The organism is Pseudoxanthomonas sp. P4_B2 (assembly GCF_056402315.1).
This window is the reverse complement of the sequence record NZ_JBFUHQ010000001.1, coordinates 325,927-350,445: the sequence shown is the minus strand read 5'-3', so window position 1 is coordinate 350,445 and position 24,519 is coordinate 325,927. Positions and strand designations below refer to the sequence as shown.

The window sequence follows — 24,519 nt, the reverse complement described above, 5'->3', positions numbered from 1 at the left end:
GGGAGAGGGGTTGGGGTGAGGGTGCGGCGAAGTCGTGATGATGGATACGCACGTGCTCCGCCGTACCCTCATCCGCCCTTCGGGCACCTTCTCAGCCCTGCACACCCTTCGGGCGCCGCAGGGAGAAGGGAAATGCTTAAAGTTCAAAACCTTCGCGCGCGGCGATGGTATGCACGTCTTTGTCGCCGCGACCCGAAAGATTGCACAGCACCAGCGCCTCCTTGGGCAGCTCGCGCGCTAACTTCATGGCCTGGGCGACGGCGTGACTGGATTCCAGCGCGGCCAGAATCCCTTCGGTGCGCGCCAGCGTATGGAATGCGGCCAGCGCTTCGTCGTCGGTGACGCCCACGTACTGCGCGCGCCCGGCGTCGCTGAGGAAAGAATGCTCCGGACCCACGCCCGGGTAATCCAGGCCGGCGGAGACCGAATGGGTCTCGGTGATCTGTCCGTCGTCGTCGCAGATCACATAGGTGCGGTTGCCATGCAGCACGCCCGGGCGGCCCGCCGCTATCGAGGCCGCATGGCGGCCGGTCTCGATGCCGTCGCCCGCCGCTTCCGCGCCGACGATCTTCACTTCGGCATCGTTGAGGAACGCATGGAACAGGCCGATGGCGTTGCTGCCGCCGCCGACGCAGGCGGTGATCACATCCGGCAGGCGGCCGTAATCGGCCAGCATCTGCGCGCGCGCCTCGCGTCCGACCACGGCATTGAAATCGCGCACCATGCGCGGATACGGGTCCGGGCCGGCGACGGTGCCGATGATGTAGAAGGTGTCCTGCACGTTGGTCACCCAGTCGCGCATGGCTTCGTTCAACGCATCTTTCAGCGTCTGCGAACCGGAGGTGACCGGCACTACGGTCGCCCCGAGCAGTTTCATGCGGTAGACATTGATCTTCTGGCGCTCGATGTCGGTCGCGCCCATGTACACCACGCATTCCAAACCCAGCCGCGCGGCGACGGTGGCGCTGGCCACGCCGTGCTGGCCGGCGCCGGTCTCGGCAATGATGCGGGTCTTGCCCATGCGGCTGGCCAGCAGGGCCTGGCCGATGGTGTTGTTGATCTTGTGCGCGCCGGTGTGGTTCAGGTCTTCGCGCTTGAGCAGGATGCGCGCGCCGCCCACTTCCCGCGACAGGCGCTCGGCTTCGTAGATGGGGCTGGGTCGGCCGACGTAATGCTTGAGGTCTTTTTCGAACTCGACGATGAAGGCCGGGTCCACGCGCGCCGCGTCATAGGCGGCCGCCAATTCCTGCAGGGGGCCGATCAGGGTTTCGGCGACGAAGCGCCCACCATAGCGTCCGAAGTGCCCATTGGCGTCCGGATAGGCGTGGTAATCGATGGTCCGGGATTGGTTCATGGGTGAGCGAACAACGTCAGTACGGGATCTGCACTTTAGCGCACACAAAATCCGCTATAAAGCTATAAAATCTCAATGAAACGTCAGTAAAACTCACCTATCTATGCCTAGAAAATTGCCCTCGCTCAATGCCCTGCACGCTTTCGAGGCCGCCGCACGGCTAGAAAGCGTGACTCGCGCGGCGAGCGAGCTGCATGTCACCCACGGTGCCGTCAGCCGACAGATCAAGGCGCTGGAAGCCGATCTGGGCAAAGCTCTGTTTGCGCGAGAGGGACGCGGCTTGGCTCTGACGGCAGCCGGCGTACGTTTACGCGATGCCACTGGCGCTGCCTTCCAGCAACTGGAGGAATCCTGGTCGGACCTCCGTCGCGTCAGCGCCCCCTCGGCGCTGGTGCTGGGCTGCCCGGGCAGCGTGCTGGCCCGTTGGGTCATTCCGCGTCTGCCGCGCCTCAGTCGGGAACTGCCGGACCTGAAGCTGCATTTGGTGGTCCACGAAGGCGATTTCGATGCCCGTTTGAACGGCCTGGATGCCGCGCTGTTGCTTGCGGAGCCGCCGTTTCCCGAAGGATGGCAGGTGCATGAACTGGCCGTCGAAAGGATCGGCCCGGTGGTGAGTCCGCGCTATGCCGGCTTCGACTCGCTACGCGACCAGTCGCCCCCGGTGTTGATGGGCGAAGCTTTGCTGCATACCAGCTCACGGCCGCAGGCCTGGCCGACGTGGGCCGCAAGCAAGGGACTGGACCCGGACGATCTGACTTTTGGCGCGGGTTTCGAGCATCTCTACTACCTGCTGGAAGCGGCGGTGGCCGGACTGGGCGTGGCGATCGCGCCGCAACCGCTGGTCAGCGAAGACCTCAACTCCGGACGCCTGATGGCGCCCTGGAGTTTCGTGGAAGCGCCGGGGCGCTGGGTGTTGTGTTGCCGCCGCAATGAGGCGGACGCGCGTATCGCCCCGCTGGCCGAATGGCTACGCCACGACCTGGCCGAAGATCCGGCCTGATTCGCACCTTCAATCGGGCAGAGCGTCGGCGCGTCGGGCCTCGTCTAGGAAGAAGCGCATGCGATCCGGGTTCTTCATTCCCGGCGCCGATTCGATGCCGCTGGACACGTCCACGCCCCACGGTCGTGCGGTGCGGATAGCGGTCGCCACGTTTTCGCTGGTCAGACCGCCCGCAAGAAAGACCGGTTTTTCGAGCCGCGGCACCCGCTTCCAGTCGAAGCGCTGGCCGCTGCCGCCCTGCTCGCCCTTGCCGTGACCATCGAGCAGATAACCGTACGCGGAAGGAAATTCGGCGGCACGTGCGGACGCGTCTTCGTCTTCGCTAGCCATGGCGATGGCCTTCAGGAAAGGCATGCCGAACCCAGCGCAGAAAGCATCGGTTTCGCCGCCATGGAACTGCAGCAAGTCCGGGCGCACGTTTTCGATCAACGTCTCGATCTCTGCGCTCGTGTTGTCCATCACCAGGGCGACCACCGCGATTTCTTCCGGCACCAGTTCACGCAACATCCGCGCTTGGCCCAACAGCAGCCTGCGTGGGCTGCGCGGCGCGAACACCAGGCCGATGTAGTCCACGCCCAGCTCCACGGCCAGGCGCACGTCTTCGGCGCGGGTCATTCCGCAGAATTTGATGCGGGTGTGGGTCATTAAAAGGAGACGGCAGACAGGGTGACGGAGATAGCCTACCTCTTTACGTTCGTCATCCCAGCTTGACCAGCCATTCGGCTGTTAAATACCGCTGGGATGACGGCACGGGCAACAATTGCTAATCAGATCGCCAGTGTCACTTCTTCGGGCAAGCCCCATTGCGCGGGATACAACGGGCCCAGGAACACCAGCCCATCAGCAGGTGCGGTGGGGCCTGCAAGCGTTCGATCGCGTCCTGCCAGCAATTCCGCGATCCAGTCTTCGGGCTTCTCGCCCCTTCCCACCATCAACAGCGATCCGACGATATTGCGGACCATGTGGTGCAGGAATGCGTTGGCTTGTATCTCGACCGTCACCTGTTCGCCCGCGCGCACGATCGAAAGCTTCTGCAGATCGCGCACCGCGTGCGGCGCCTGGCAGTGCACGGTGCGGAATGCATTGAAGTCGTTCTCGCCCAGCAGCGCTTGCGCGGCGCGGTGCATGGCGTCGGCATCCAGGGGCAAACGCTCCCAGCTCAGTTGTTGCCTGCCCAGAGCAGGCCGCACTGCGCGGTTGAGGATGCGGTAGCGGTAACGCCGCGCCCGCGCCGAAAAGCGCGCATTGAAATCGTCGGCCACCGGTAGGCACCAACGCACGCAGATCGAAGGCGGCAGGCGGGTCGTGGTGCCCAGGCTCCAACTGCGCGGCGTACGCGGCGCATCGCTGTCGAAATGCACGACCTGGCATTCGGCATGCACACCCGAATCGGTGCGGCCGGCGCAGACGACTTCGACCGACGCCGCAGCGACAGACGAAAGCGCCTCTTCCAGCGAAGCCTGCACAGTCGGTACGCCCGGCTGCCCATGCGGACTCAGCCGCTGCCAGCCGCGGAAATCGCTGCCGTCGTATTCGACTCCCAACGCGTAACGCATCAGCGACCCATCGCTGGGCGGTCAGCCGATCTCGCGCAGCAACTGCGTCGCTTCTTTGCGCGCGGCGGCATCGCCGCCGGCGGCCACTTCATTGAGCAGGTCGCGCGCAGTTTCAAGATCGCCCAGGTCCAGATAGGCGATCGCCAACTCGAGACGCTCGCGTCCGGCCGGAGCGGCATTCAGCGGCGCGACGTTCAGCCCCTCGCCGACGTGCCAGGTGGGTTTGACCGCAGCCGTCGTCCACGGTTGTGGCGCGGCGACCGGTGCGGCAGGCGCACGCGCTGGCGCGTCTTCCGCTTCAGGCAGCGTTGCCGGCACTTCGTCCTCGAGGCGGGCCGCAGCGAAGTGGTCGTCCTTCGCCTTTGCGACCGCTTGCGGCGCGGTTTCCGCGGCCGGCATGGCTGCCGCCATTGCCGCGCTGTCGTAACCCGAGCGGGTGGCGACGACGGCAGGCTTCTTCTTGCTGCGGCCGATCAGCCAAGCCACCACCAGACCGGCGACGAGCAGGCCCAAACCAGCCCATAGCCACAGCGGCTGCGAGGCCTCTCCCTGCGATTGCGCCAGGCGTTGCTGCGCGGCCGCCAGTTCGCTGTCCTTCATCGCGATCAGCTTGGCCTGCTGCTGCTTGAGGCCTTCCAGTTCGGCGACCTGGGCACGCAGTTCCTGCACTTCGGATTCACGCGCCGCCAGTTCTTCCTTGGTCAGCGTGAGTTGTTCGTTCGCCAGCATGTTGCCCTCGCCTTCGGCATCGATGCCGGATTGTGTTCCCGCCCTTGTCGCCGCGCTCGCATCGGGCGGCGCGATTTCAAGACGTGCCTCGGCCGCACGCGGAGCTGCAGGTGCGGCACGTGGCGGCGCCGATGCTAATGGGGATGCGGTAGTTTCGACCGGCTGCGGGATCGGCCGGCGCGCCTGCCGCCATTCGGCCATCTGGTCGCGTACCAGCGCGGCCGCTTCGGCTTCGCCCAGCTGCGCCAGTTCCGCCGATTGCGGGACTCGCAACACCGCGCCCTGTTTCAGGCGATTGATGTTGCCGTTGATGAAGGCCTCGGGATTGGCGCGCAGCAAGGCCAGCATGGTCTGGTCGAGGTTGTAGCCCTGGCCCGCGCCGTTATTTAAGAAGCCGCGCGCGATCTGCGACAGGGTTTGGCCGCGCTGGACCTCCAGGTCACCGCTTGCCAGGGTTGGCGAAGGAGTGGGAGCCGCGGCTGCGGGGGCAGCAGCCACCGGAGTCGCGCTGGGAGCGGGTTCGGTTGCCGGTACCGGCGCCGGCTCCGTTGCAGCAACGGGCTCCGCTTCGCGGACGATGGTGTTGGCCGGCGGCGGCAGCGGCGCCTCGATGATCGGCTGGTTTGCGGCCGCAAGCGCACCAGGCGTATCCACCAGGGCGGAGTACTCGCGCACCAGCCGCCCCTGGCCCCAATCGACCTCGATCAGGAAATTGACCGCGGCGACCTGCACCGGCTCGCTGCTGGTGACCCGAATTATCGGCTTGCCTTCGTCGCTGAGCGCCACCGCGAAGTTCAGGCCGCTGACCAGGCCCTCGGGACGCGCCAGACCTACGCGCTCGAACGTGATCGGGGAAGCGAGCCGGGCCTGCAGCTGTTCGAGTTCTCCCGGCTCGTTGGAAATGACCGGAATTTCGGCAAGCAGCGGTTGCCCGGGCTGGGACTTCACTCGAATCTCGCCCAGTCCCAAAGCCAGCGCGGCGCCACTGACCAGAGTCAGGGCAATGCCGAGCAGCCAGCGTGGACCGAGTTTCAGAAAGCCATGTATCAAGCAGGTTCCCCGTTCATTCCCACTGGCGAATATAGCTTCTTCGGCCCGTGCAATGTGCCTTCAGCCGCAAACCGTAGGTCGGGGCCACGCCCCGACGCAGAGAATCAGGCTATCCAGGCGTCGGGGGCGTAGCCCCGACCTACAGGTCTATTCTGCCGCGACCAGTTCAGCTACCTGCACGGCGTTCAGCGCCGCGCCCTTGCGGATGTTGTCCGAGACCACCCACAGATTGATGGCGCGCGGGTGGGAAAAATCCTCGCGGATACGGCCCACATAAACGGCATCAGTGCCGGAAGCATGGGTGACCGGAGTCGGATAGCCGCCGGCGACGGGTTCATCCACCACTTCCACTCCAGGCGCCGATTCCAGCAGCTTGCGTACGTCGGCGACGCTGATCTTGGTCTTGGTCTCGACATTGACTGCTTCGGAGTGGCCATAGAACACGGGTACGCGCACCGCGGTGGGATTCACCTGAATGCTGTCGTCGGCCAGGATCTTGCGGGTTTCCCAGACCAGCTTCATCTCTTCCTTGGTATAGCCGTTGTCCTGGAAGTCGTCGATGTGCGGAATCAGGTTGAAGGCGATCTGCACCGGGAAACGCTGCGGGTCGATTTCCTGGAAATTGAGCAACTGGCCGGTCTGCTTGCCCAGTTCCTCCAGCGCCGAGCGGCCGCCGCCCGAAACCGACTGGTAGGTGGCCACGTTGATGCGTTCGATGCCTACCGCGCGATGGATCGGCGCCAGCGCCACCAGCATCTGCATGGTGGAGCAGTTGGGGTTGGCGATGATGCCGCGCGGACGGTTCTTGGCCGCCTCCGGGTTCACTTCGCTGATCACCAACGGCACGTCGTCGTCGTAGCGGAAGGCCGAGGAGTTGTCGATCACCACCGCGCCGGCGGCGGCGAATTTCGGAGCGTATTCCTTGGAAATGCCGCCACCGGCCGAAAACAGCGCGATATCCACGCCGGTCGGATCGAAAGTGGCCAGATCCTGCACATTGACTTTGCGTCCGCCGAAATCGACGTCCGCGCCCGCCGAGCGTTCGCTGGCCAGGGCGACCAGTTCGCTGATCGGGAATTTGCGCTCTGCCAGGATCGACAGCATGACTTCGCCGACGGCACCGGTGGCGCCAACGACCGCGACTTTGAAGCTCTTCTTCTCGCTCATTTCAACTCAGGTGGTGGGGGGTGGGGACCGGTCGTAGGCGCTGCACCTGCGGTAAGCGGATCCGGCCGCGGCGCGCGCGCCAACCTGCCGGAGCCTTTTCGGTCGCAGCTTGCGCAGCTCCTACGTGCAGCTCCTACGTGTATTGGGCAGGATAACGGAAACCGGGCTTTATGCGCTGATCGGATTAGGCGGTTTGCCGGCATTCGGGCCGACGCCCAGCGCCGCGATCAGGTTGTCCACCGCCAGCGACACCATCGCCCGGCGCGTGGCCAGGCTGCCGCTGGCGATATGCGGGGTCAGCACCACATTACGCAGCGCCAGCAGGCGCGGATTGATCGCAGGCTCGCCTTCGAACACGTCCAGCCCCGCCGCCGCCAGCTTGCCGCCGGCCAGCGCATCGGCCAGGGCGTCCTCATCGACGATTCCACCACGCGCGATATTCACCAGCGTGGCTGTGGGTTTCATTCCCGTCAGGGCCTTGGCGTCGATGAGATGATGGCTTTGTTTGGAATACGGCAGCGCCAGCAGCAGGTGGTCGGCCCGCGCCAGCAATTCGTCGAAACCGACATAAGCGGCGCGGGCCTCGCGCTCGGTGGCCTCCGGCAATCGGCTGCGGTTGTGATACAGCACCCGCATATCGAAGCCAGAGGCGCGTTTGGCGATGCCCTGCCCGATCCGGCCCATGCCCAGAATGCCCAGCGTGCTGTCATGCAGATCCGCGCCGAGCAGGGTCTGGAACGACCATTGCCGCCAATGGCCTTCGCGCAGCCAGCGCTCGGCCTCGGTGATGCGGCGCGCCGTGGCCATCAGCAGCGCGAAGCCGAAATCCGCCGTGGTTTCGGTCAGCACCTCCGGCGTGTTGGTGGCGGTAATTCCGGCCGCGGAGAGCGCCGGGATATCGAGATTGTTGTAGCCGACGCCGACATTGGCGATCGCTCGAAGCTGCGGCGCGGCGGCGATCTGTTCGGCGCCGATACACTCGTTCAGGGTCACCAGTGCGCCGCTCGCACCGCTCAACGCGGCCGAGATCTGCTCCGGCATGTATTCGGCTATATCCGATGCGGAAACGACCTCGAAGTACTCTTCCAGGCGCGCGATCACATCATCGAACAACGGCTGCGACACCCACACCCGTGGACGTGGACGCAGCTCAGCCATGCCTGCCGTCTGAAGGTGCGTTGCCGGGGATCAACGGCACGACCGGGCCGACATCGCCGCACTGGGCGCGATGGCGCAGTGCCTGGTCCATCAGCACCAGCGCCATCATCGCCTCGGCGATCGGCGTGGCGCGGATGCCCACGCAGGGGTCGTGCCGGCCGGTGGTGACGACTTCGGTCGCATTGCCTTCGATATCCACGGTGTTGCCCGGCAGGCGCAGGCTGGAGGTCGGCTTCAGCACGATGGACGCAACGACCTGTTGACCAGTGGAAATGCCGCCAAGGATGCCGCCGGCATGATTGGAGAGGAAACCTTCCGGCGAAATTTCGTCTCGATGCTCCGTGCCCTTCTGCACGACCGCGCCGAAACCGTCTCCGATCTCCACGCCCTTGACCGCATTGATGCTCATCAGCGCCGCGGCAAGTTCGCCGTCGAGCTTGCCGTAGATGGGCTCGCCCCAGCCCGGCGGCACGCCATCGGCGACCACGTTGACGCGCGCACCGACCGAATCGCCGGACTTGCGCAGCGCGTCCATGTAGCTCTCCAGCACCGGCACCTGCTCGGCCGATGGCCAGAAGAACGGATTGTCTTCCACCGCATTCCAATCGAAGGCCTGCGGGGTGATCTCGCCCAGCTGCGACAGGTAGCCGCGCACGCGCACGCCGAAGTGCAGCGCCAGCCATTTCTTGGCGATCACCGCCGCCGCCACCCGCATGGTGGTTTCGCGCGCAGAGGAGCGTCCGCCGCCGCGCGGATCGCGGATGCCGTATTTCTGCCAGTAGGTGTAGTCGGCGTGGCCGGGGCGGAACTGCTCGGAAATCTTGCTGTAGTCCTTGCTGCGCGCGTCGGTGTTGCGGATCAGCAGAGCGATGGGCGTGCCGGTGGTCTTGCCTTCGTAGACGCCGCTGAGGATTTCCACTTCATCGGCTTCGTGCCGCGCCGAAGTGTGGCGCGACTTACCGGTGGCACGGCGGTCCAGATCGGTGCGGAATTCCTCGACCGCGATTTCCAGGCCCGGCGGGCAGCCGTCGATCACGCAGCCGATGGCCGGCCCGTGGGACTCGCCGAAAGTAGTGACGCGGAAGTTGTGACCGAAAGTGTTCAATGTAATTGCCTTTATTTTTCGCTCGTCATTCCCGCGAAGGCGGGAATCGCTCTTCGCGCTGAACAGACGCACACGCACATCTGCACCCTATCCAACAACGTCATTCCACAAATCTCGCCAATTGCTTCATTGCTAGCCGGCTAAACGCCTAAGAGCAAGAGCGATTCCCGCCTTCGCGGGAATGACGAGCGAAAATAGTGCAGAAGCTGTTCTTCAAGCCCGCGCATTCGCCAGCTCGCGAATACGCGGGTGATGCACGATCAGCTCCGCGCATTCCACCGCGAAGATGCCCATCTGCCCTACCTTGAACTCGATCCAGGCGAATTCCACATCTGGCAGGAGCTCCACCAGCGCCCGTTCGGATTCGCCGACCTCGCAGATCAGCAGGCCGTCCTGGCTCAGATGCAAGGGCGCGTCGCGCAGGATCTTCAGCACCAGGTCCAGGCCGTCGTCGCCGGCGCGCAGGCCGAGTTCGGGCTCGTAGGAATACTCCTTCGGCAGCGCATCGGTTTCCGCATTGGTGACATAGGGCGGATTGGTGACGATGAGCTGGTAGTGCTGGCCCGAAAGTCCGGAGAACAGGTCGGACTTGAACAGCTTCGCGTTATCGGCATGCAGGCGCGCCTTGTTCTCTGCGGCCAGGGCCAGCGCGTCGTCGCTGATGTCCACGCCGTCCACGTGCCATTCGGGGTTGTAGTGGGCCATGGCGATGGCGATGCAGCCCGAACCGGTACACAGATCCAACGCGCGCAACACTTCGCGCCCGCCTAGCCACGGCTCGAAGCCGTTTTCTATGAGTTCGGCGATCGGCGAACGCGGCACCAGCGCGCGGTTGTCGCTCTTGAAGTTGAGCCCGGCGAACCAAGCCTCGCCGGTCAGGTAGGCGATCGGCACGCGCTCTTCGATGCGGCGCTGGAACAGGGCCAGGATCTCGGCTTTTTCCGGCGCGGTCACGCGAGCAACGCCGTAGGCCGGACCCAGGTCGTTCGGCAGGTGCAGGGTATGCAGAACCAGCTGTGTAGCTTCGTCCAGCGCATTGTCGTAGCTGTGCCCGAAGGTCAGGTCGGAGGCATTGAAACGGCTGGCGCCGTAACGGATCAGGTCGATGATCGTATGTAGTTCGGCGGCCGGGTCGGCAGTCATGGCAAGGCTTTTCTCGGGTCGGATGGCGATTATAGGGGTATGCAAACCGAAGCGCCGGTATCATGGCTCTCGTGGCAGGCAGGCATTCCGGGACAATCAAACCACTAGAGTTCCATTCGTGATGAGCCTGTCAAACCACGCTTTTTGAGTAAAAAGAAAACCATCGATGCGACCTGAAGTGCCACGCCAAGCGTGGTTCGATGCTTCGACAAGCTCAGCACTCGCCACGAACGGTTTTTTGGATTTATTCAAGCCATCACTTGTGAGCCCCAGTCCATGTTCAATCGCAAAATCGGCATCATCCTGATCATCGCCCTCGCCGCCGGCCTGGGATTGCTGGCTGCGCAGAAGTATTTCGGCGCCAAGTCCATCGGACCGCAGTGGCCAGAGACCAGGAGCATCACGATGTTCCCGCAGGCGCGCCCCCTGCCCGCGTTTTCGCTGCGGCAGTCGGACGGCACCCAATTGGTCTCGGGCGAACTGAACGGACATTGGACACTGGTGTTCCTGGGCTTCACCTACTGCCCGGACGTATGCCCCACCACTTTGGCCGAGCTGGCCCAGGCGCAGAACCAGTGGAAATCGTTGCCCGATAGCACTCGCCCGCGCGTGCTGTTCGTGTCGGTGGACCCCGAACGCGACACTCCGACGCGGATCGGCGAGTACGCGCACGCCTTCCATCCGGACACCCTGGCGGCAACCGCCGACGTGCCGGCGCTGGAGTCGTTCGCCAAATCGCTGATGTTCGTGTTTCAGAAAATGCCGGGCAAGCACTTCGAAACGGACCCCAAGGACTACAGCATGGACCACTCGGCCAACATCGCCGTGCTGGATCCGCAGGGCCGCATGGTCGGCTTCATTAAGCCTCCATTCCAGCCCAAGGCCATCGCCGAGGACATGGCCGCCTTGACCCTGGCAACGAAGAAATGAGCGTGATCACCCATCTGACTTATCTGTTGCCGCATCGGCTGATGTCCTCTCTGGCGCGACGGCTGGCATATTCGTCTTCGCCGCGCACCAAGCAATGGCTGATCGACACCGTCACCCGCAAGTTCGGCGTAGATCTGCAAGAAGCCGCCCAATCCGATGCGAAGGCCTACTCGACCTTCAATGCCTTCTTCACCCGCGCGCTCAAACCCGGCGCGCGCGTGGCCGATCCGGATCCGCGTGCGCTGCTAATGCCCGCCGATGGCCGTATCAGCCAGTGTGGTCCGATCCAGGATGGCCGCATTTTCCAGGCCAAGGGCCAGTCGTTCACCGCCGCCGAACTGCTGGGCGACGCGGAAGCCGCAAAGCCTTTCGAGAACGGCCTGTTCGCCACCGTTTATCTGTCGCCAAAGGACTACCACCGCGTGCACATGCCGTGGACCGGCACCCTGCGCGAGACTGTGCACGTGCCTGGCCGTCTTTTCAGCGTGGGCACGGCGGCGGTGGCCACGGTGCCGCGCTTGTTTGCGCGCAACGAGCGCCTGGTCTGCCATTTCGACACCGATTTCGGGCCGATGGTCTCGGTGATGGTGGGCGCGCTGCTGGTGTCCGGCGTGGAAACGGTGTGGAGCGGCGTGGAAATTCCGCGTTACGGCGATGCCATCACCCGCAAGGATTGGCGCGGGAAGAACATTACCCTGGAGAGGTTCGCCGAGATGGCCCGGTTCAACTACGGGTCGACCGTGATCGTGCTGTTGCCGGCCGGAGTGGCGGAGCTGGAACCAGGACTTGACGCCGAATCTCCGGTCAGACTTGGGCAAGCCCTCGCCCGACTAGTTCCGAACGCATCCTGACGAGTGACGAAAGGAATTCGGGTACGTTGCGACGTGCTCGTTGCCACTGGCGTCCCGTTCTTCGCGCGGCGCGGGCAACTCCCTCGCCCGACTTGTTTCTAACGCACTCTGACCGCTGACGAAAGGACCTGGGCGCGTTGCGATGCGCCCATTGCCGCTGGCGTCCCTCTCAACGCACCATGGCGTTGAGTTCGTTCTGCAACGCCATCAGCTTCTGGCGTTTCTCGTTCAATGCGCCCAGATGCGCGTTCAGCTCCTCCAGCAGCGCAGGGGTGTTCACTTCCACCTGCGAACCGACGAACTTCACCGAGGCTTCGTTCGTTTTCAGGAAAGTGGCGAAATTCTGCGCCTCGGCGAGGATGCCATCGGTCTCCTCCAGCACCCTGAGCATCAGTTCGCTGGGTTTGACCACCGTTTTTTCGTAAGCGGCTTGGAATACCGGCTTTACGTCGTCGGGCTGCTCCAGCTTGGCGCGATCGGCCTGCGTCTTGCCCAGCTGTTCACCAAGCTGGCCCTTGACCTTGGCCAGCGCCGCACGCGCTTCGCCAATCCGCGCCTGTTCCTGCACCAGCGCCTGCGGCGTCGACAGGGAGGCCATGGTCTGCATGGCGGGGCTGGCTTCGGTGAAGGCCTTGCCCATGCTGTCGTTGAAGTCGCCGATCACCGCATAGTGGGCGGCATACCGGCCCAGCGATTTCTGCTCCTCGGCGCTGAGCTTGGGTACGCGCAGGCCCGGCTGGTCCACGAGGCGCGTCTGCAGGAATTCGATGAACGCCTTGCGTTCACCCGTTTCGTTACTGCAGGCAGCCAGACCCAACAAGACGAGGCCCAGCAAGGCTGAGTATGCGGAACGCTTCAAAGGCTTCATGCGTAAATATCCGGCGGCGGAAAGGGAAAGAGCACAGTCACCTTACCCTTTGCCCTCTACTTTTTGCAGCCCTGCAATTTGATTTCCTGCCCCGGCCTCACGCTGTAGCCTGGCGCACGCAATCCGTTCGCACGCGCCAGCTCCTTCACTTCGCACTTGAATTTCTGCGCGATCCTACCGAGCGTATCGCCGCGCGCCACCCGATAGTCGCGGACCTGTTCGGCCTTGGGCTTGGCCGGCTTGGGCTCACCCGTGGCCACGGTGGTGGGAACGCCCGGAATGGGAGTGACGTCGCCTACCGCCACGCTGCCAGCGAGCGGGTTGCGGATGATCGCTGCATTGACGTCGGCCGCGATCAAGGTTCGCGCGAGATCAGCGCGCGGACCGCTGACACAGTTGCGGTTATACAGACTGGCGATCTTGGCCGTGGCCTTGATCTGGGTGCCGGCGGAGATCCACTGGTCCGGCTCATAGCGCGGGTTGAGGTTGCGCAGCGCCCGCAGGTAGCCATCGCGCGTTCCCCCGTTGCCCAGGCAAATGGTCAGTTCGTAGAGCGACGCGGACTTGGCCAGCGGGAAAGCCGCGGGTTCGGCGTCGACCTTGGGAAACTCCAGCCCGTATTGCTTGGGATGCAGGAACAACCACGCTGCCGCGATCACCATGGGCACGTAATCCTTGGTCTCGCCCGGAAACTGGTTGTAGACCACCTCATCCCAGAAATTACGGCCGGCGAACTGGTTGTAGACCCGCTGGGCACGGCCTTCTCCGCCGTTGTAGGCCGCCAGCGAAAGCTCGATGCTCCGGTTGAGGGCGCCCATGCGCTCGTCCAGGTATTCGGCGCTGGCCATACCCACCGCGGTCGGATCGAAGCGCGTGTCGAAGCCGGTGCCATCCGGGCCAAGGCCGAAACGCCGGCCCGTGGCCGGCATGAACTGCATCAGACCCGCCGCGCCAGCGCGCGAGTTGGCGTGCACGCGGCCATTGGATTCCTTGGCCATGATGCCAAACAGCAAGGCCTCAGGCAGAGCATGCTTTTCCCACGAGGGCCACATCAGCGGCCGCACGTACTGATAATTCTCGTAGCTGGTGATCAGCGACACGCGCATGTCGGTCAGCCAGCGGCGGATGCCTGCCTGCACGGCGGGGTTGTACTGCACCATTTTGTCGAAGGCGTGGCGCTGGTCGTTGAGCAGGCGCGCAGCCCGTGCCGCTTCAGGGAGCGCGATGGTCGCCGCGTGGTCGGTGCCATCGTCCAACAGATCCACCTCGCCCTCTTCTTCGGAGGCGGAGGACTCGGCATCCACGTTCTGCTTCAGCAGGCGCTTGTAGGCGGTGAGCATGGTATGCACCTGGCAGCCGCGCTGCTTGATGCAGGCGTCCATCACATCCTCCATGTCCTCCAGCGCCGCATCGCCTTCTGTGGTGCCCTTGGGGTCGCTGTTGGCGCTTAGCACCAACGCGTCCCGATAGCGCTTCTCGGCAGCGGCCATGCGCTGGTCGAGGACCTCCAAGGCTTCCTTATCGCGTGCCGAGACGCGCTGGGCGAAGGCCGACGGAGCAATAGAAAAGAGCGGCAGCATGACCAGCAGAGGCCAGGCGCGGAACAAGGATTGTGGGAAGGGCATCAGTAAGGACGACTACAGGAAAAAGGCAGGTTAGCCCCGCGGCGAGGCACGGGGCAAGATTGACAAGCGCCTCTGTTGCCCTGCGCGACAGGTTGAGCCGCTAGAATTCGTGCTTCGACTCATCGCTAGGAATGACATGGACCCCATCCTGCTAGGCAAAGGCACTACCGACGATATCGCCGTCACGCTTTTGCCCAAATTCGGCAACCGCCATGGACTGGTCGCCGGCGCCACCGGCACCGGCAAGACCGTGACCCTGATGACCCTGGCCGAAGGTTTTTCGCGCATGGGCGTGCCGGTGTTCATGGCCGACGTGAAGGGCGACGTAGCGGGATTGGCGGTAGCGGGGGACGGCAACGAAAAGATCCTGCAGCGCGCGAAGGACCTCGGCGTCGGCGACTACGCGCCCGGCGCCAGCCCGGTGATCTTCTGGGATCTGTACGGCAAGAAGGGCCATCCCGTGCGCACCACGGTCAGCGAGATCGGATCGATCCTGCTGGCACGCATCCTGGAGTTGAACGACACCCAGAGCGGCGTACTGGACATTGTGTTCAAGCTGGCCGACGACCGCGGCCTGCTGTTGCTCGATCTGGACGATCTGCGCGCGCTGCTGGGGCTGGTGGCCGACGAGCGTAAGGACATCGCCACCGAATATGGTCTGGTCAGCACTCAGTCGGTCGGTGCGATCCAGCGCGCGCTGTTGCGCCTGGCGCAGAACGGCGGAGAAGGCTTCTTCGGCGAACCGGCGCTGGAACTGGCCGACCTGATGCGCACCGGCACCGATGGCCGCGGCGTGATCGGCATCCTCGCCGCCGACCAGCTGATCCTCAACCCGCGCCTGTACTCCAGCTTCCTGCTGTGGCTGCTATCGGAACTGTTCGAGCAATTGCCGGAAGTCGGCGATCTGGACAAGCCCAAGCTGGTGTTCGTGTTCGACGAAGCCCACCTGCTATTCGACGACTCTCCACCGGCGCTGGTGCAGCGAGTGGAACAGGTGGTGCGCCTGATCCGCTCCAAGGGCGTAGGCGTGTACTTCTGTTCGCAGTTCCCGGACGACGTGCCCGACAACATCCTGGGCCAGCTGGGCAATCGCGTGCAACACGCGCTGCGCGCGTTCACCCCGCGCGACCAGAAGGCTGTGCGCGTCGCCGCGGAGACGTTCGTGCCCAATCCGAAGCTCGACGTGGCCGAAGCCATTTCCAAACTGGGTACCGGTGAAGCGCTGGTATCGACGCTGCAGGACAAGGGCATCCCCATGCCTGTGCAGCAGACTCTGATCGCGCCGCCGCGTTGCCGCATGGGTTCGATAAGCGATGCCGAACGCAGCCAGGTGCGGGCCGGCAGTCCGGTAGGAATGAAGTACGACAACCCGGTCAACCGCGAATCCGCATCGGAGATGCTGGCCAAGCGCGCCGAAACCGCCAGCAAGGCCGCCGATGCCCCACCGGCCAAGGACGACCCGGAAGCCGGCGGCTTCGGGCAATCGATCAAGGACGCGGTGTTCGGCACCAAGCGTCGCCAAGGCATGGTGGAAACCATGGCCAAACAGACTGCGCGTACCGTAGGTAGTCAGGTCGGCCGGCAGATACTGCGCGGCTTGTTGGGCGGCATTTTCGGCGGCAAGCGCTGATTCGCGCGGGGAGAGAGCAACGATGAAGGCAGGGAAGCAACTCCTGATCTTGGCGTTATGGGGCATAGCGCAATGCGCGCAGGCCCAGGTCGCGACCGAGAACGGCGGTTATGGACCGATCGTGTGGCCTAAAGAGCGCCAACACGAATTGGCTGGACATTACGCTGGAACCTTGCGCGGCCACGGATGCGAAAACATGACCGCGCGGCTGGTGCTCGACAAGGCGCATCACTACGTACTGACCGTCGACTGCACGGAAAAAGACTCGCCCGCTCGCACGCTGCGCGGCGGCTGGTGGATAGACGAGATCGGAGGCAGTTGCCTGATCCTCAACAATGGGGATGGCGAAGAGAAGATGTTCGGCTTCCGTATCAGCGACGATGCGGACCTCTTGTCGCTGGATGGCGGCGACTGTACCGCCGCCGACGAGCGCGACTCACCACACAGACTCAAGCTTACGGGAAGCAAGCGGTGAGCGCTGGGTCGCATTGCGCAGCGACTGACCGTTCGATGCCGTTCCATCACATGCGCTAGCCACTTTCGAGAAGTTTCGGAAACAAACCTCAAGGAATCAGACCATGACCAATCGGACCCTAATCCTGCTTGCGCTCTTCGTCACGCTGGCCACCGCGTGCAAACGCGAGGAACCTGCGGCACCGGCCGAGCCTGCCGCCGCCTCGACTACCGCACCCGCGAATACCGCCAACCCGGTCGACGCCACTTCCGTGGTCGACAACACGCCGGCCGCCGCGGATGCCGCCGCAGTGGACAGCAAGGCGATTGCCGGCAGTTTCAGCGACGGCGAATCGGTCCTGGAACTGCGCGCCGACGGCAGTTACGTGCAGACACTGAACGCGGGTGGCGGTTCCATTTCCAGCGACGGCACTTGGAGCGGTACCGGCAGCAAGAGCCTGTTGCTGGACCCCAACAGCAAATCGGCGAAAGACGTCGCTTTCGAAATCGTCTCCAACGACGAGTTGCGCACCGACAACGGCGCGCGCGTTTTCCGGCGCGTCGCCGGCCGCTAAATGAGCTGCTGATAAGTGAGCCGCTGGCGTCCGCCCGGAGAAAAAAGCACCGCCCTGATCACGCGCGAAGGCCATGAACGCCTGAAAGCGGAGCTGGACGATCTGTGGCGCGTAAGGCGGCCGGAAGTGGTGAAAGCGCTCACCGCCGCCGCCGCCGAAGGCGACCGCTCGGAAAACGCCGAATATCACTACCGGAAGAAACAACTCGGCGAGATCGACCGTCGCGTGCGCTACCTCAGCAAGCGCCTGGAAGAATTGCGCGTGGTCGATGCCCCGCCTGCGGATCCGGAGGCGGTTTTCTTCGGCGCCAGCGTGGAACTGGAGAACATCGGCACTGGCGCGCTGTCGCGTTACCGCATCGTGGGCCCAGACGAAACCGATGCTTCGCGCGGCTACATCAGCATCGACTCGCCGTTGGCCCGGGCCATGCTGAAAAAGCGCATCGACGATGAATTCGAAGCGTCCCTGCCCACAGGTATCGCCAGTTTCGCGATCATCGGCGTCGAATACGAAATTTGACGCCGTGCGGCAGGAGTCGCTACTGGTCCCAACCGAGCGTCGCTTCCGGCGTTGGCGCGCCCTCCATGTACAGTGGCCTGGTCGGCACCTTGCCGCGCGTTTCGGGCTTCTCCACGTATTCCCCCGCATCGTCCAAATCGGCCGAACGGCGGATCTGCAGACCGGTCAGGCGATTGGTACTGATTTCCTGCCAGCCGTGCGCGTTGGTGCGGCTGTATAGCTTCACGTCGTCGCCGATCAGGCGCATGCGCTTGCTTTTCGCTTCGTAGCGATAGCGGTAGGTCGATGAAATCGCGGTGGTGCCGCCAGTCAGGTCCTCCACCACCAGCACTCCTTTGGGCGCGCTGAGCGAAGCCGGAGCCAGCGCATCGATCGCCAGCTCGGTCTTGTCCGCAGGCGAGTGGCCCATATCCATGGCCTCCACAAAGCCGAACAGCACGCCGAGCACGCGCGACTCTTCATTGCGGGCGACGAAGGCGATATCGGCGAGTCCGTCGGCATTCAAGTCCGCGTCCAGCCGCGTTTCTAGCTCCATGCCGGGCGGCAGTTCCATGACATTGAAGTAGTAGTCCGCCAGCAGCTTGTCGTCGGGCATCACCAGTTTCTCAGCGGCTGTCGCGCAAATCGCAGCAGCCATAGCCCAACAAGCGCAAGCGGGCAATAAAATGGCACGAAAAAGCTGGCGGAAACATTTGCTGGTCATGATTCCCCCTATCCAAGCGGCACCCCTGCCGCGTTGGTAAAAGGTAACGCAGACGGGCGACGGTAAGGGACATGTTGCCGTCGCATCGGTCGCAGCGAGGCGAACTAATCGCGACGCACACACGAAACCGGATGACCGCCCTAAACTGTGGCCCTCTGCTTTTTGCCTTGGAGGCCACATGGGCACCTGGATAGAAATCGACACACCGCATGGGACCATCGCCGCCTGGAAAGCGTTTCCAGCCGCTGCGCCGCGCGGCGCGCTGGTAGTCATCCAGGAAATCTTCGGCCTCAACGCGCACATCCGCAGCGTAGCCGACGGATTCGCCGACGAAGGCTACGCGGTGCTGGCGCCGGCGTTGTTCGACGTGCTCGAGCGCGGCGTGGAACTGGGCTACGACGCTGAGGGGATGGCCAAGGGCGGCGACCTGATCACGCGACTGGGACTGGAGAAAGCGCTGGACATGACCGCATCGGCCGCCGACGCGCTGGCCGCGCAAGGCAAGGTGGGCACGGTGGGTTATTGCTGGGGCGGCACCGTTGCCCTGCTGGCCGCGCTGCGCCTGGGGCTGCCGTCGGCCAGTTACTACGGTAAGCGCAATGTGCCCTTCCTGGGCGAAACGCCGAAGGCACCGGTGATCTTCCACTTTGGCGAACGCGATGCCTCGATCCCTCGGGAGATGGTGGAAAAGCACCGTCAGCTGTTGCCGCAGATGCCGCTCTATGTTTATCCCGCCGGCCACGGCTTCAACTGCGACGCACGCGCCGATTTCGATCCGCAAAGCGCCGCGCTCGCGCGTTCGCGGACACTGGCCTTCTTCGACGAGCATTTATGATCGCCACCACCGATTTCCTCCTCGATCCGCGCCTGGCCGCCGACAGCGCCTTCATCGCCGATGGCCCGCTATCGCAAGTGCGGCTGATGAATGACGCGCGCTTCACCTGGCTGGTGCTGGTTCCGCGGGTGCCGGAAGCATCGGAATGGCTGGAATTGGACGGTGCGCAGCAACGCCTGCTGCTGGCCGAGATCAACCAGGCCGGCAACCTGATACGTACGGAGCCGGGAATTGAAAAACTGAACATCGGAGCCCTCGGCAACATCGTGCGCCAGTTGCATGTGCATCTGGTCGGCCGTCATGCGGGCGATGCCGCCTGGCCCGGGCCGGTGTGGGGAAATGGGGCACCCGAACGGTATCCGCAAACGGCGCTGGATACCCGAATCGCCTACTGGCGACAGCGGCTGGCATGAATCTGCCGACGTTCGAACCGCTGGCCGACGACGCACTGCTGTTGCGTTTCGGCGAAGTCATCGACGTTCTGCACAACGCCCGAGCGCTGGAAGCTTCAACACGGCTGCGCGAACAAAGCCCGTGCTGGCTGCGCGACGCCGTACCGGCCTACGCAAGTCTGGCGGTGTTCTTCGATTGCGACAGGATCGACGATGCCGATCCCCATGCGTTCGTCGCCACCGCGCTACGCGCGATCCTGCAAGAGCCGGAAACCGCAGGCATGGCGACCCCGAGAGTCGTCGACATTCCGGTCTGCTACGACTTGGAAATGGCGCCCGACCTGGTCGAGGCGGCGAACGAACTCGGCATAGGTACCGACGAACTCATCCATCGCCACAGTTCCGCCCGCTATACCGTTGCCATGATCGGTTTCGCGCCGGGGTTTCCTTATCTGCTCGGTCTGCCGGACTCCCTGGCATTGCCGCGCCTGGCCACACCGCGCACTCGCGTGCCCGCGGGTTCTGTGGCGATCGGCGGCAACCAGACAGGCATTTATCCGCGTGAAAGCCCGGGTGGCTGGCGGCTGCTGGGACGCACGCCGCTGGTGTTGTTCGATGCCGCTCGTGCATCGCCCGCACTGTTGACGCCTGGCGACCGCGTGCGATTCCAACGCATCGACCTTTCTACTTTCGACCGGTTGCGGAAACCATGAAGCCTTGGGAAGTGATCGCGCCCGGCGCGCTGACCACCGTCCAGGATCGCGGTCGCGAGGGTTGGCGTCATCTGGGCGTGTCGCGTGCCGGCGCGCTGGATCCCGACGCCGCGGAACTGGCCAACCGACTGCTCGGCAACGACCTCGATGCGGCGGTGCTCGAACTGACTCTCCAGGGCCCAACGCTGAAACTGGCGCAAGCGGCGAGGATCGCCATCGTCGGGGCCGAGGTCACCGCGACATCGAATGGCCATGCCTTACCCGGCCAACGCCCGCTTATCGTGCCCGCAGGCGAACTGAAGCTGGGCGGCATCCGCGGGGGCATCCGCGCATGGCTATCGGTCGCGGGCGGCTTCGATTTGCCGATCGCGTTGGGCAGTCGTAGCACCGATATGCGTGGCGGCTTCGGCGGAATCGAGGGGCGCGCATTGCGTGTGGGCGATCTCCTTCCACTGGGCAAATCCTTGCGCGTGGATACTGCGGTCCCCCAAAGTGCCGGATGGTGGATCGGTGCAGACGACCACGATTCCGGGATCGACCTTCCGCTTCGCTTTGTGCCCGCCGGGCATCCGGCCGCAACCGCTCTGGCGGACCGGACATGGTTGGTCAGCCCCAACAGCAACCGCCAAGGCATCCGGCTGCAAGGAGAGCCGTTGCCGAAGCTGCCGCACCACAACGTTTCCGAGCCGGTCGCGGTGGGCAGCATCCAGTTGCCGCCCGATGGCCAGCCCATCATTCTGTTGGCGGACGCGCAAACCGTGGGCGGATACGCGCAATTGGGCTACGTGATCGCTGCGGACCTGCCGCGATTGGCGCAAGCCGGGCCGGGCGCCGCGCTCGCCTTCACCGCGATTGGCGTCAGCGAGGCCCGGCAAATCAACCTGCAGCATCGGCATCGGCAAGCCCGCACCGCCCTGGCCATCGATCAGCGACTGGCCCGCAATCCGTAAGCTGCAACAGACCGCATAATCGTCGTCACTTCCCTGCAGGCTATTCCACGCCAATGAAAGCGGATCTCATACCCGCCCTGATCCCCATCGCGATGGGGATCAGCACGCTGCTCAAGAATCGCAACGGCAAATAGCCGCAAGCCACGATGGCACGGGTAATCGACTTCAACTGCGACCTGGGCGAAGGCGTCGGCGACGACGCCGCCCTTATGCCCTTCATCAGTTCGGCCAGCATCGCCTGTGGCTTCCACGCCGGAAGCCCGGAGCTGATGCGCGACACAGTGAAGTTATGCGGCGAACATGGCGTCGCCATCGGTGCGCATCCCTCCTTCGCCGATCGCGAGAACTTCGGCCGCATCGCGCAATCCGTTTCGCCCGACGAGGTCTATGCGCTTACGCTGTATCAGATCGGCGCGCTAGACGCTTTCGTGCGTGCGGCCGGCCTTCGCCTCAACCACGTCAAGCCGCACGGCGCGTTGTACAACCTGGCTGCCCGCGACCGCGCAACGGCCGATGCTGTCGCCGCCGCGGTGCGGGATCATGATCCGCATCTGATCCTATACGGTCTGGCGGCGAGCGCCTTGACCGATGCGGGAATCGCAATCGGATTGCAGATCGCCCACGAGGCCTTCGCGGAACGGCGCTACGAAGCCGACGCCACTTTGACGCCACGCAGCCACGCCAATGCAAGCATCGACGGTCCCGTCGCCGCCGTGGCCCAGGCCACCCTGCTGCTGCGCGATGGCGCGGTGATTGCGCGCACCGGCGAGCGCCTGGCCTTGCACGCGGACAGCCTATGCCTGCATGGAGACCGTCCCGACGCGGTTGGCTTCGCACACCAGCTGCGTGCGGCGATCGAGAAATCGGGTTTCCATGTTCGCGCACCGGAGCGTCGCCGATGAATTACTGGCCCTTGCTGGGAATCGCCGTAGTGGTGGTGGGTTTCGTACTGCGCTTCAACCCGGTGCTCGTGGTGGTGATTGCCGGATTGACCAGCGGCCTGCTGGCGGGCATCACTCTGCCCGACCTGTTGGCCTTGCTGGGGACGAGCTTCGTGGAGAACCGCGCGCTGCTAATGTTCCTGTTGACGCTGCCCGTCATCGGTCTACTGGAACATTACGGTTTGCGCGAACACGCACGCGAGTGGATCGTCAGCTTTCGCGGATTGAACCTTTCGCGTTTCCAGATCGCCTATCTGGCGATGCGCCAATTGACCAGCATGATGGGGCTGACGCACGTAGCCGGCCCTGCGCAGACGGTGCGCCCCCTGGTTGCGCCAATGAGCGAAGCGGCAGCGGAGCGCACTCTCGGAGTACTAACCGATTCGGAACGCGAACAGGTGCGCGCCAGTGCGGCAGCCACCGACAACATCGGTCTGTTCTTCGGCGAAGACGTTTTCGTCGCCCTTGGCGCGGTGCTGCTGATCCAGGGTTTCTATGCCCGCAACGGCATCGAACTGGAGCCCATGGCCATCGCATTGTGGGCGCTGCCGACCGCCATCGCCGCCTTCCTCATCCATGCGATGCGCCTGAAACTGCTGCAGCGACGACTGGAGCGCGAGCGTGCCCAGTCCACGCCGGAATCGGCCGATGCTACGGATTGACTATTTCTACTGGCTGATCGGCGTTTTCCTGCTGATTACGGCCTTGTACAACTTGCGTGAAGGGCGTTACTCCACTGCCGCCTTCTGGGCAATAGTGATCGGACCCTTCGCTTTCGGCACGCAGATTCTGCAAGCCGCTAAATCGGGCGTGCAATGGCCCGCGCAGGTCATGGGGGCAGGCGTGATCGCGCTCGGCATACTGGCCGCGAGAGGACGTCTTGGCAGCGCGCCCGACAGCGCCGAGGCGCGCGCGCGACGCCAGTCGCTTGCGGCCGCCCTGCGCAATCGCCTGTTTATGCCCGCATTGCTGATTCCGGCGCTCACGCTGGTGCTGTTCGTGGCCAGCAAATGGGTGCCGGGCATGGATCGGTTGATGGACCCAAAGGCATTGACCCTGAGCTCGCTGGCGATCGCCAGCCTGTTCGCACTGGCTGCCGGCTTATGGGTGACGCGCGCTCGCATCACCGAACCCTTGGCTCAGGGACGCCGCCTGCTCGACTCCCTTGGATGGGCAGTCTTGTTGCCGATAGTGCTGGCTACATTAGGCGGCGTGTTCGCAGCCACGGGCGTGGGCGAAGTGATCGCCTCCCTAGTCGGCCACGTAATTCCGATCGAAAGCAGAGTCGCCTGCCTGCTGGCGTTCGCCTTGGGCATGGTGTTGTTCACCATCATCATGGGCAACGCATTCGCTGCGTTCCCGGTAATGATGGCCGGCATTGGCCTGCCGCTGCTGATCCAGAAGCATGGCGCCGACCCGGTCAGCCTGGGCGCCATCGGCATGCTCACCGGCTATTGCGGCACCTTACTGACCCCGATGGCGGCCAACTACAATATCGTGCCCGCCGTGCTGCTGGAATTGAAGGATCCCTATGCGGTGATACGTTCGCAAGCCATGACGGCATTCGCGCTCATGGCGGTCAATGTCGCGTTGATGTTGCTGCTCTGCTTCCGATGAAATCGCTGCCCACCATTCTGTTGACCGGCTTCGAACCCTTCGACGGCCAGCCAACCAATCCTAGCTGGGACGTGGTGCTGGCCCTGCACGGAAAGCGTATCGCTGGCCATCGCGTAATCGCACGGAGACTACCCGTTACGTTCTGCGCATCGTTGAAGGTGCTGAGAGCCGCCATCCGCGAAGTTTCGCCGGTCCTGGTGATCTGCGTGGGCCTGGCGGCGGGCCGTGCGTGCATCTCGCTGGAACGCGTCGCCATCAATGTCGACGACGCGCGCATTCCCGATAGCGATGGAAGCCAGCCGGTGGACGAACCTATCGTCGCCGATGGTCCTGCCGCCTACTTCGCTACCCTGCCTATCAAATCGATGCTGGCCGGATTGCGCGAAGCGGGATTTCCGGCCGAAATTTCGCAAACCGCCGGCACTTATGTCTGCAATCACGTGTTCTATGGATTGATGCACGCGTTGCGCAAGCGCCGCAAAGTCCGCGCCGGTTTCATACACATCCCGTATTCGCCGGAGCAGGCCTCCACTACGGGCGCGCCCGGCCTTCCCGTGGAAACCGTCGCCGATGCGCTGCGTCTGGCCCTGCGCATCGCTATCGCTACCGCGGACGACCAGCGTCTGGCGGCCGGCACCGAACATTGAAGGGTTTC

Annotated in this window: 26 protein-coding genes; 15 read left to right on the top strand and 11 right to left on the bottom strand. The window is 64.0% G+C overall.

The window, feature by feature from the left end; genetic code table 11:
* Positions 1-136: 136 nt before the first annotated feature.
* On the bottom strand, positions 137-1,354 hold the full coding sequence (gene trpB / locus AC1DTQ_RS01545) for a tryptophan synthase subunit beta (protein ID WP_477847411.1): 1,218 nt from the start codon (positions 1,352-1,354) through the stop codon (positions 137-139).
* Between the two features lie 103 nt (positions 1,355-1,457).
* Between trpB and AC1DTQ_RS01540 the strand changes: the two genes are divergently transcribed.
* Positions 1,458-2,354 (top strand): LysR family transcriptional regulator, encoded by an 897-nt coding sequence (locus tag AC1DTQ_RS01540; RefSeq protein ID WP_477847410.1) that lies wholly within the window; start codon positions 1,458-1,460, stop codon positions 2,352-2,354.
* 9 nt (positions 2,355-2,363) lie between these two features.
* On the opposite strand, the gene AC1DTQ_RS01535 is transcribed toward AC1DTQ_RS01540, so the two are convergent.
* The 7 genes from AC1DTQ_RS01535 to prmB all read right to left on the bottom strand — a co-directional run bounded on the left by AC1DTQ_RS01535 (position 2,364) and on the right by prmB (position 10,262).
* Positions 2,364-2,999, bottom strand: coding sequence for a phosphoribosylanthranilate isomerase (locus AC1DTQ_RS01535; protein WP_477847409.1), 636 nt, complete (start codon positions 2,997-2,999; stop codon positions 2,364-2,366).
* Positions 3,000-3,121: 122 nt separating this feature from the next.
* Positions 3,122-3,910, bottom strand: a complete 789-nt coding sequence (truA, locus tag AC1DTQ_RS01530; RefSeq protein ID WP_477847407.1) for a tRNA pseudouridine(38-40) synthase TruA — start codon at positions 3,908-3,910, stop codon at positions 3,122-3,124.
* Between the two features lie 21 nt (positions 3,911-3,931).
* Positions 3,932-5,689: a type IV pilus assembly protein FimV gene (locus AC1DTQ_RS01525; protein WP_477847406.1), complete on the bottom strand. Its 1,758-nt coding sequence runs from the start codon at positions 5,687-5,689 to the stop codon at positions 3,932-3,934.
* A gap of 147 nt (positions 5,690-5,836) precedes the next feature.
* Complete coding sequence (locus tag AC1DTQ_RS01520) at positions 5,837-6,856, bottom strand: aspartate-semialdehyde dehydrogenase (protein ID WP_477847404.1); 1,020 nt, start codon at positions 6,854-6,856, stop codon at positions 5,837-5,839.
* A 168-nt stretch (positions 6,857-7,024) separates the two neighbouring features.
* Positions 7,025-8,014, bottom strand: a complete 990-nt coding sequence (locus tag AC1DTQ_RS01515; RefSeq protein WP_477847402.1) for a 2-hydroxyacid dehydrogenase — start codon at positions 8,012-8,014, stop codon at positions 7,025-7,027.
* On the bottom strand, positions 8,007-9,125 hold the full coding sequence (gene aroC / locus AC1DTQ_RS01510) for a chorismate synthase (RefSeq protein WP_477848340.1): 1,119 nt from the start codon (positions 9,123-9,125) through the stop codon (positions 8,007-8,009). The genes AC1DTQ_RS01515 and aroC overlap by 8 nt, the downstream gene beginning before the upstream one ends.
* 207 nt (positions 9,126-9,332) lie before the next feature.
* A complete protein-coding gene (gene prmB / locus AC1DTQ_RS01505; RefSeq protein ID WP_477847401.1) occupies positions 9,333-10,262 on the bottom strand; it encodes a 50S ribosomal protein L3 N(5)-glutamine methyltransferase in 930 nt (309 codons plus the stop codon).
* 276 nt (positions 10,263-10,538) lie between these two features.
* Here prmB and AC1DTQ_RS01500 point away from each other — a divergent pair, with 276 nt between their 5' ends.
* Together AC1DTQ_RS01500 and asd are read left to right on the top strand one after the other, a co-directional pair.
* On the top strand, positions 10,539-11,192 hold the full coding sequence (locus AC1DTQ_RS01500) for an SCO family protein (protein WP_477847400.1): 654 nt from the start codon (positions 10,539-10,541) through the stop codon (positions 11,190-11,192).
* On the top strand, positions 11,189-12,043 hold the full coding sequence (gene asd, locus AC1DTQ_RS01495) for an archaetidylserine decarboxylase (RefSeq protein WP_477847398.1): 855 nt from the start codon (positions 11,189-11,191) through the stop codon (positions 12,041-12,043). The genes AC1DTQ_RS01500 and asd overlap by 4 nt, the downstream gene beginning before the upstream one ends.
* A 169-nt stretch (positions 12,044-12,212) precedes the next feature.
* Here the strand turns inward: asd and AC1DTQ_RS01490 are convergent, their stop codons facing one another.
* Complete coding sequence (locus tag AC1DTQ_RS01490; RefSeq protein ID WP_477847397.1) at positions 12,213-12,911, bottom strand: DUF3053 family protein; 699 nt, start codon at positions 12,909-12,911, stop codon at positions 12,213-12,215.
* Positions 12,912-12,967: 56 nt separating this feature from the next.
* On the bottom strand, positions 12,968-14,536 hold the full coding sequence (locus AC1DTQ_RS01485) for a transglycosylase SLT domain-containing protein (RefSeq protein WP_477847396.1): 1,569 nt from the start codon (positions 14,534-14,536) through the stop codon (positions 12,968-12,970).
* Between the two features lie 136 nt (positions 14,537-14,672).
* Between AC1DTQ_RS01485 and AC1DTQ_RS01480 the strand changes: the two genes are divergently transcribed.
* The 4 genes from AC1DTQ_RS01480 to greB all read left to right on the top strand — a co-directional run bounded on the left by AC1DTQ_RS01480 (position 14,673) and on the right by greB (position 17,713).
* The gene (locus AC1DTQ_RS01480; protein ID WP_477847394.1) at positions 14,673-16,166 is read left to right on the top strand and encodes a helicase HerA-like domain-containing protein; all 1,494 of its coding nucleotides are present in this window, start codon (positions 14,673-14,675) and stop codon (positions 16,164-16,166) included.
* A 22-nt stretch (positions 16,167-16,188) separates the two neighbouring features.
* A complete protein-coding gene (locus AC1DTQ_RS01475) occupies positions 16,189-16,641 on the top strand; it encodes a hypothetical protein (protein WP_477847392.1) in 453 nt (150 codons plus the stop codon).
* A 103-nt stretch (positions 16,642-16,744) separates the two neighbouring features.
* Entirely contained in the window at positions 16,745-17,194 is a 450-nt protein-coding gene (locus AC1DTQ_RS01470) for a hypothetical protein (RefSeq protein ID WP_477847391.1), read from the top strand.
* Between the two features lie 15 nt (positions 17,195-17,209).
* A complete protein-coding gene (gene greB, locus AC1DTQ_RS01465; RefSeq protein ID WP_477847390.1) occupies positions 17,210-17,713 on the top strand; it encodes a transcription elongation factor GreB in 504 nt (167 codons plus the stop codon).
* A gap of 19 nt (positions 17,714-17,732) precedes the next feature.
* Here the strand turns inward: greB and AC1DTQ_RS01460 are convergent, their stop codons facing one another.
* Positions 17,733-18,308, bottom strand: coding sequence for a hypothetical protein (locus tag AC1DTQ_RS01460; RefSeq protein ID WP_477847389.1), 576 nt, complete (start codon positions 18,306-18,308; stop codon positions 17,733-17,735).
* A gap of 286 nt (positions 18,309-18,594) precedes the next feature.
* On the opposite strand from AC1DTQ_RS01460, the gene AC1DTQ_RS01455 reads away from it, so the two are divergent.
* The 8 genes from AC1DTQ_RS01455 (at position 18,595) to pcp (ending at position 24,511) form a co-directional block, all read left to right on the top strand.
* Positions 18,595-19,251 carry a dienelactone hydrolase family protein gene (locus AC1DTQ_RS01455; protein ID WP_477847388.1) on the top strand — a complete coding sequence of 219 codons (657 nt, stop codon included), beginning with the start codon at positions 18,595-18,597 and terminating at the stop codon, positions 19,249-19,251.
* Positions 19,248-19,664 carry an HIT family protein gene (locus tag AC1DTQ_RS01450; RefSeq protein ID WP_477847387.1) on the top strand — a complete coding sequence of 139 codons (417 nt, stop codon included), beginning with the start codon at positions 19,248-19,250 and terminating at the stop codon, positions 19,662-19,664. The genes AC1DTQ_RS01455 and AC1DTQ_RS01450 overlap by 4 nt, the downstream gene beginning before the upstream one ends.
* Complete coding sequence (gene pxpB / locus AC1DTQ_RS01445; protein WP_477847385.1) at positions 19,661-20,356, top strand: 5-oxoprolinase subunit PxpB; 696 nt, start codon at positions 19,661-19,663, stop codon at positions 20,354-20,356. Before AC1DTQ_RS01450 ends, pxpB begins: the two co-directional genes overlap by 4 nt.
* A complete protein-coding gene (locus AC1DTQ_RS01440) occupies positions 20,353-21,306 on the top strand; it encodes a 5-oxoprolinase subunit C family protein (protein ID WP_477847383.1) in 954 nt (317 codons plus the stop codon). Before pxpB ends, AC1DTQ_RS01440 begins: the two co-directional genes overlap by 4 nt.
* A 146-nt stretch (positions 21,307-21,452) precedes the next feature.
* Entirely contained in the window at positions 21,453-22,208 is a 756-nt protein-coding gene (locus AC1DTQ_RS01435; protein WP_477847382.1) for a 5-oxoprolinase subunit PxpA, read from the top strand.
* Positions 22,205-22,909, top strand: a complete 705-nt coding sequence (locus AC1DTQ_RS01430; protein WP_477847380.1) for a DUF969 domain-containing protein — start codon at positions 22,205-22,207, stop codon at positions 22,907-22,909. The genes AC1DTQ_RS01435 and AC1DTQ_RS01430 overlap by 4 nt, the downstream gene beginning before the upstream one ends.
* Entirely contained in the window at positions 22,896-23,864 is a 969-nt protein-coding gene (locus tag AC1DTQ_RS01425) for a DUF979 domain-containing protein (RefSeq protein ID WP_477847379.1), read from the top strand. Before AC1DTQ_RS01430 ends, AC1DTQ_RS01425 begins: the two co-directional genes overlap by 14 nt.
* Positions 23,861-24,511, top strand: coding sequence for a pyroglutamyl-peptidase I (gene pcp / locus AC1DTQ_RS01420; protein WP_477847378.1), 651 nt, complete (start codon positions 23,861-23,863; stop codon positions 24,509-24,511). The genes AC1DTQ_RS01425 and pcp overlap by 4 nt, the downstream gene beginning before the upstream one ends.
* Positions 24,512-24,519: the final 8 nt, after the last annotated feature.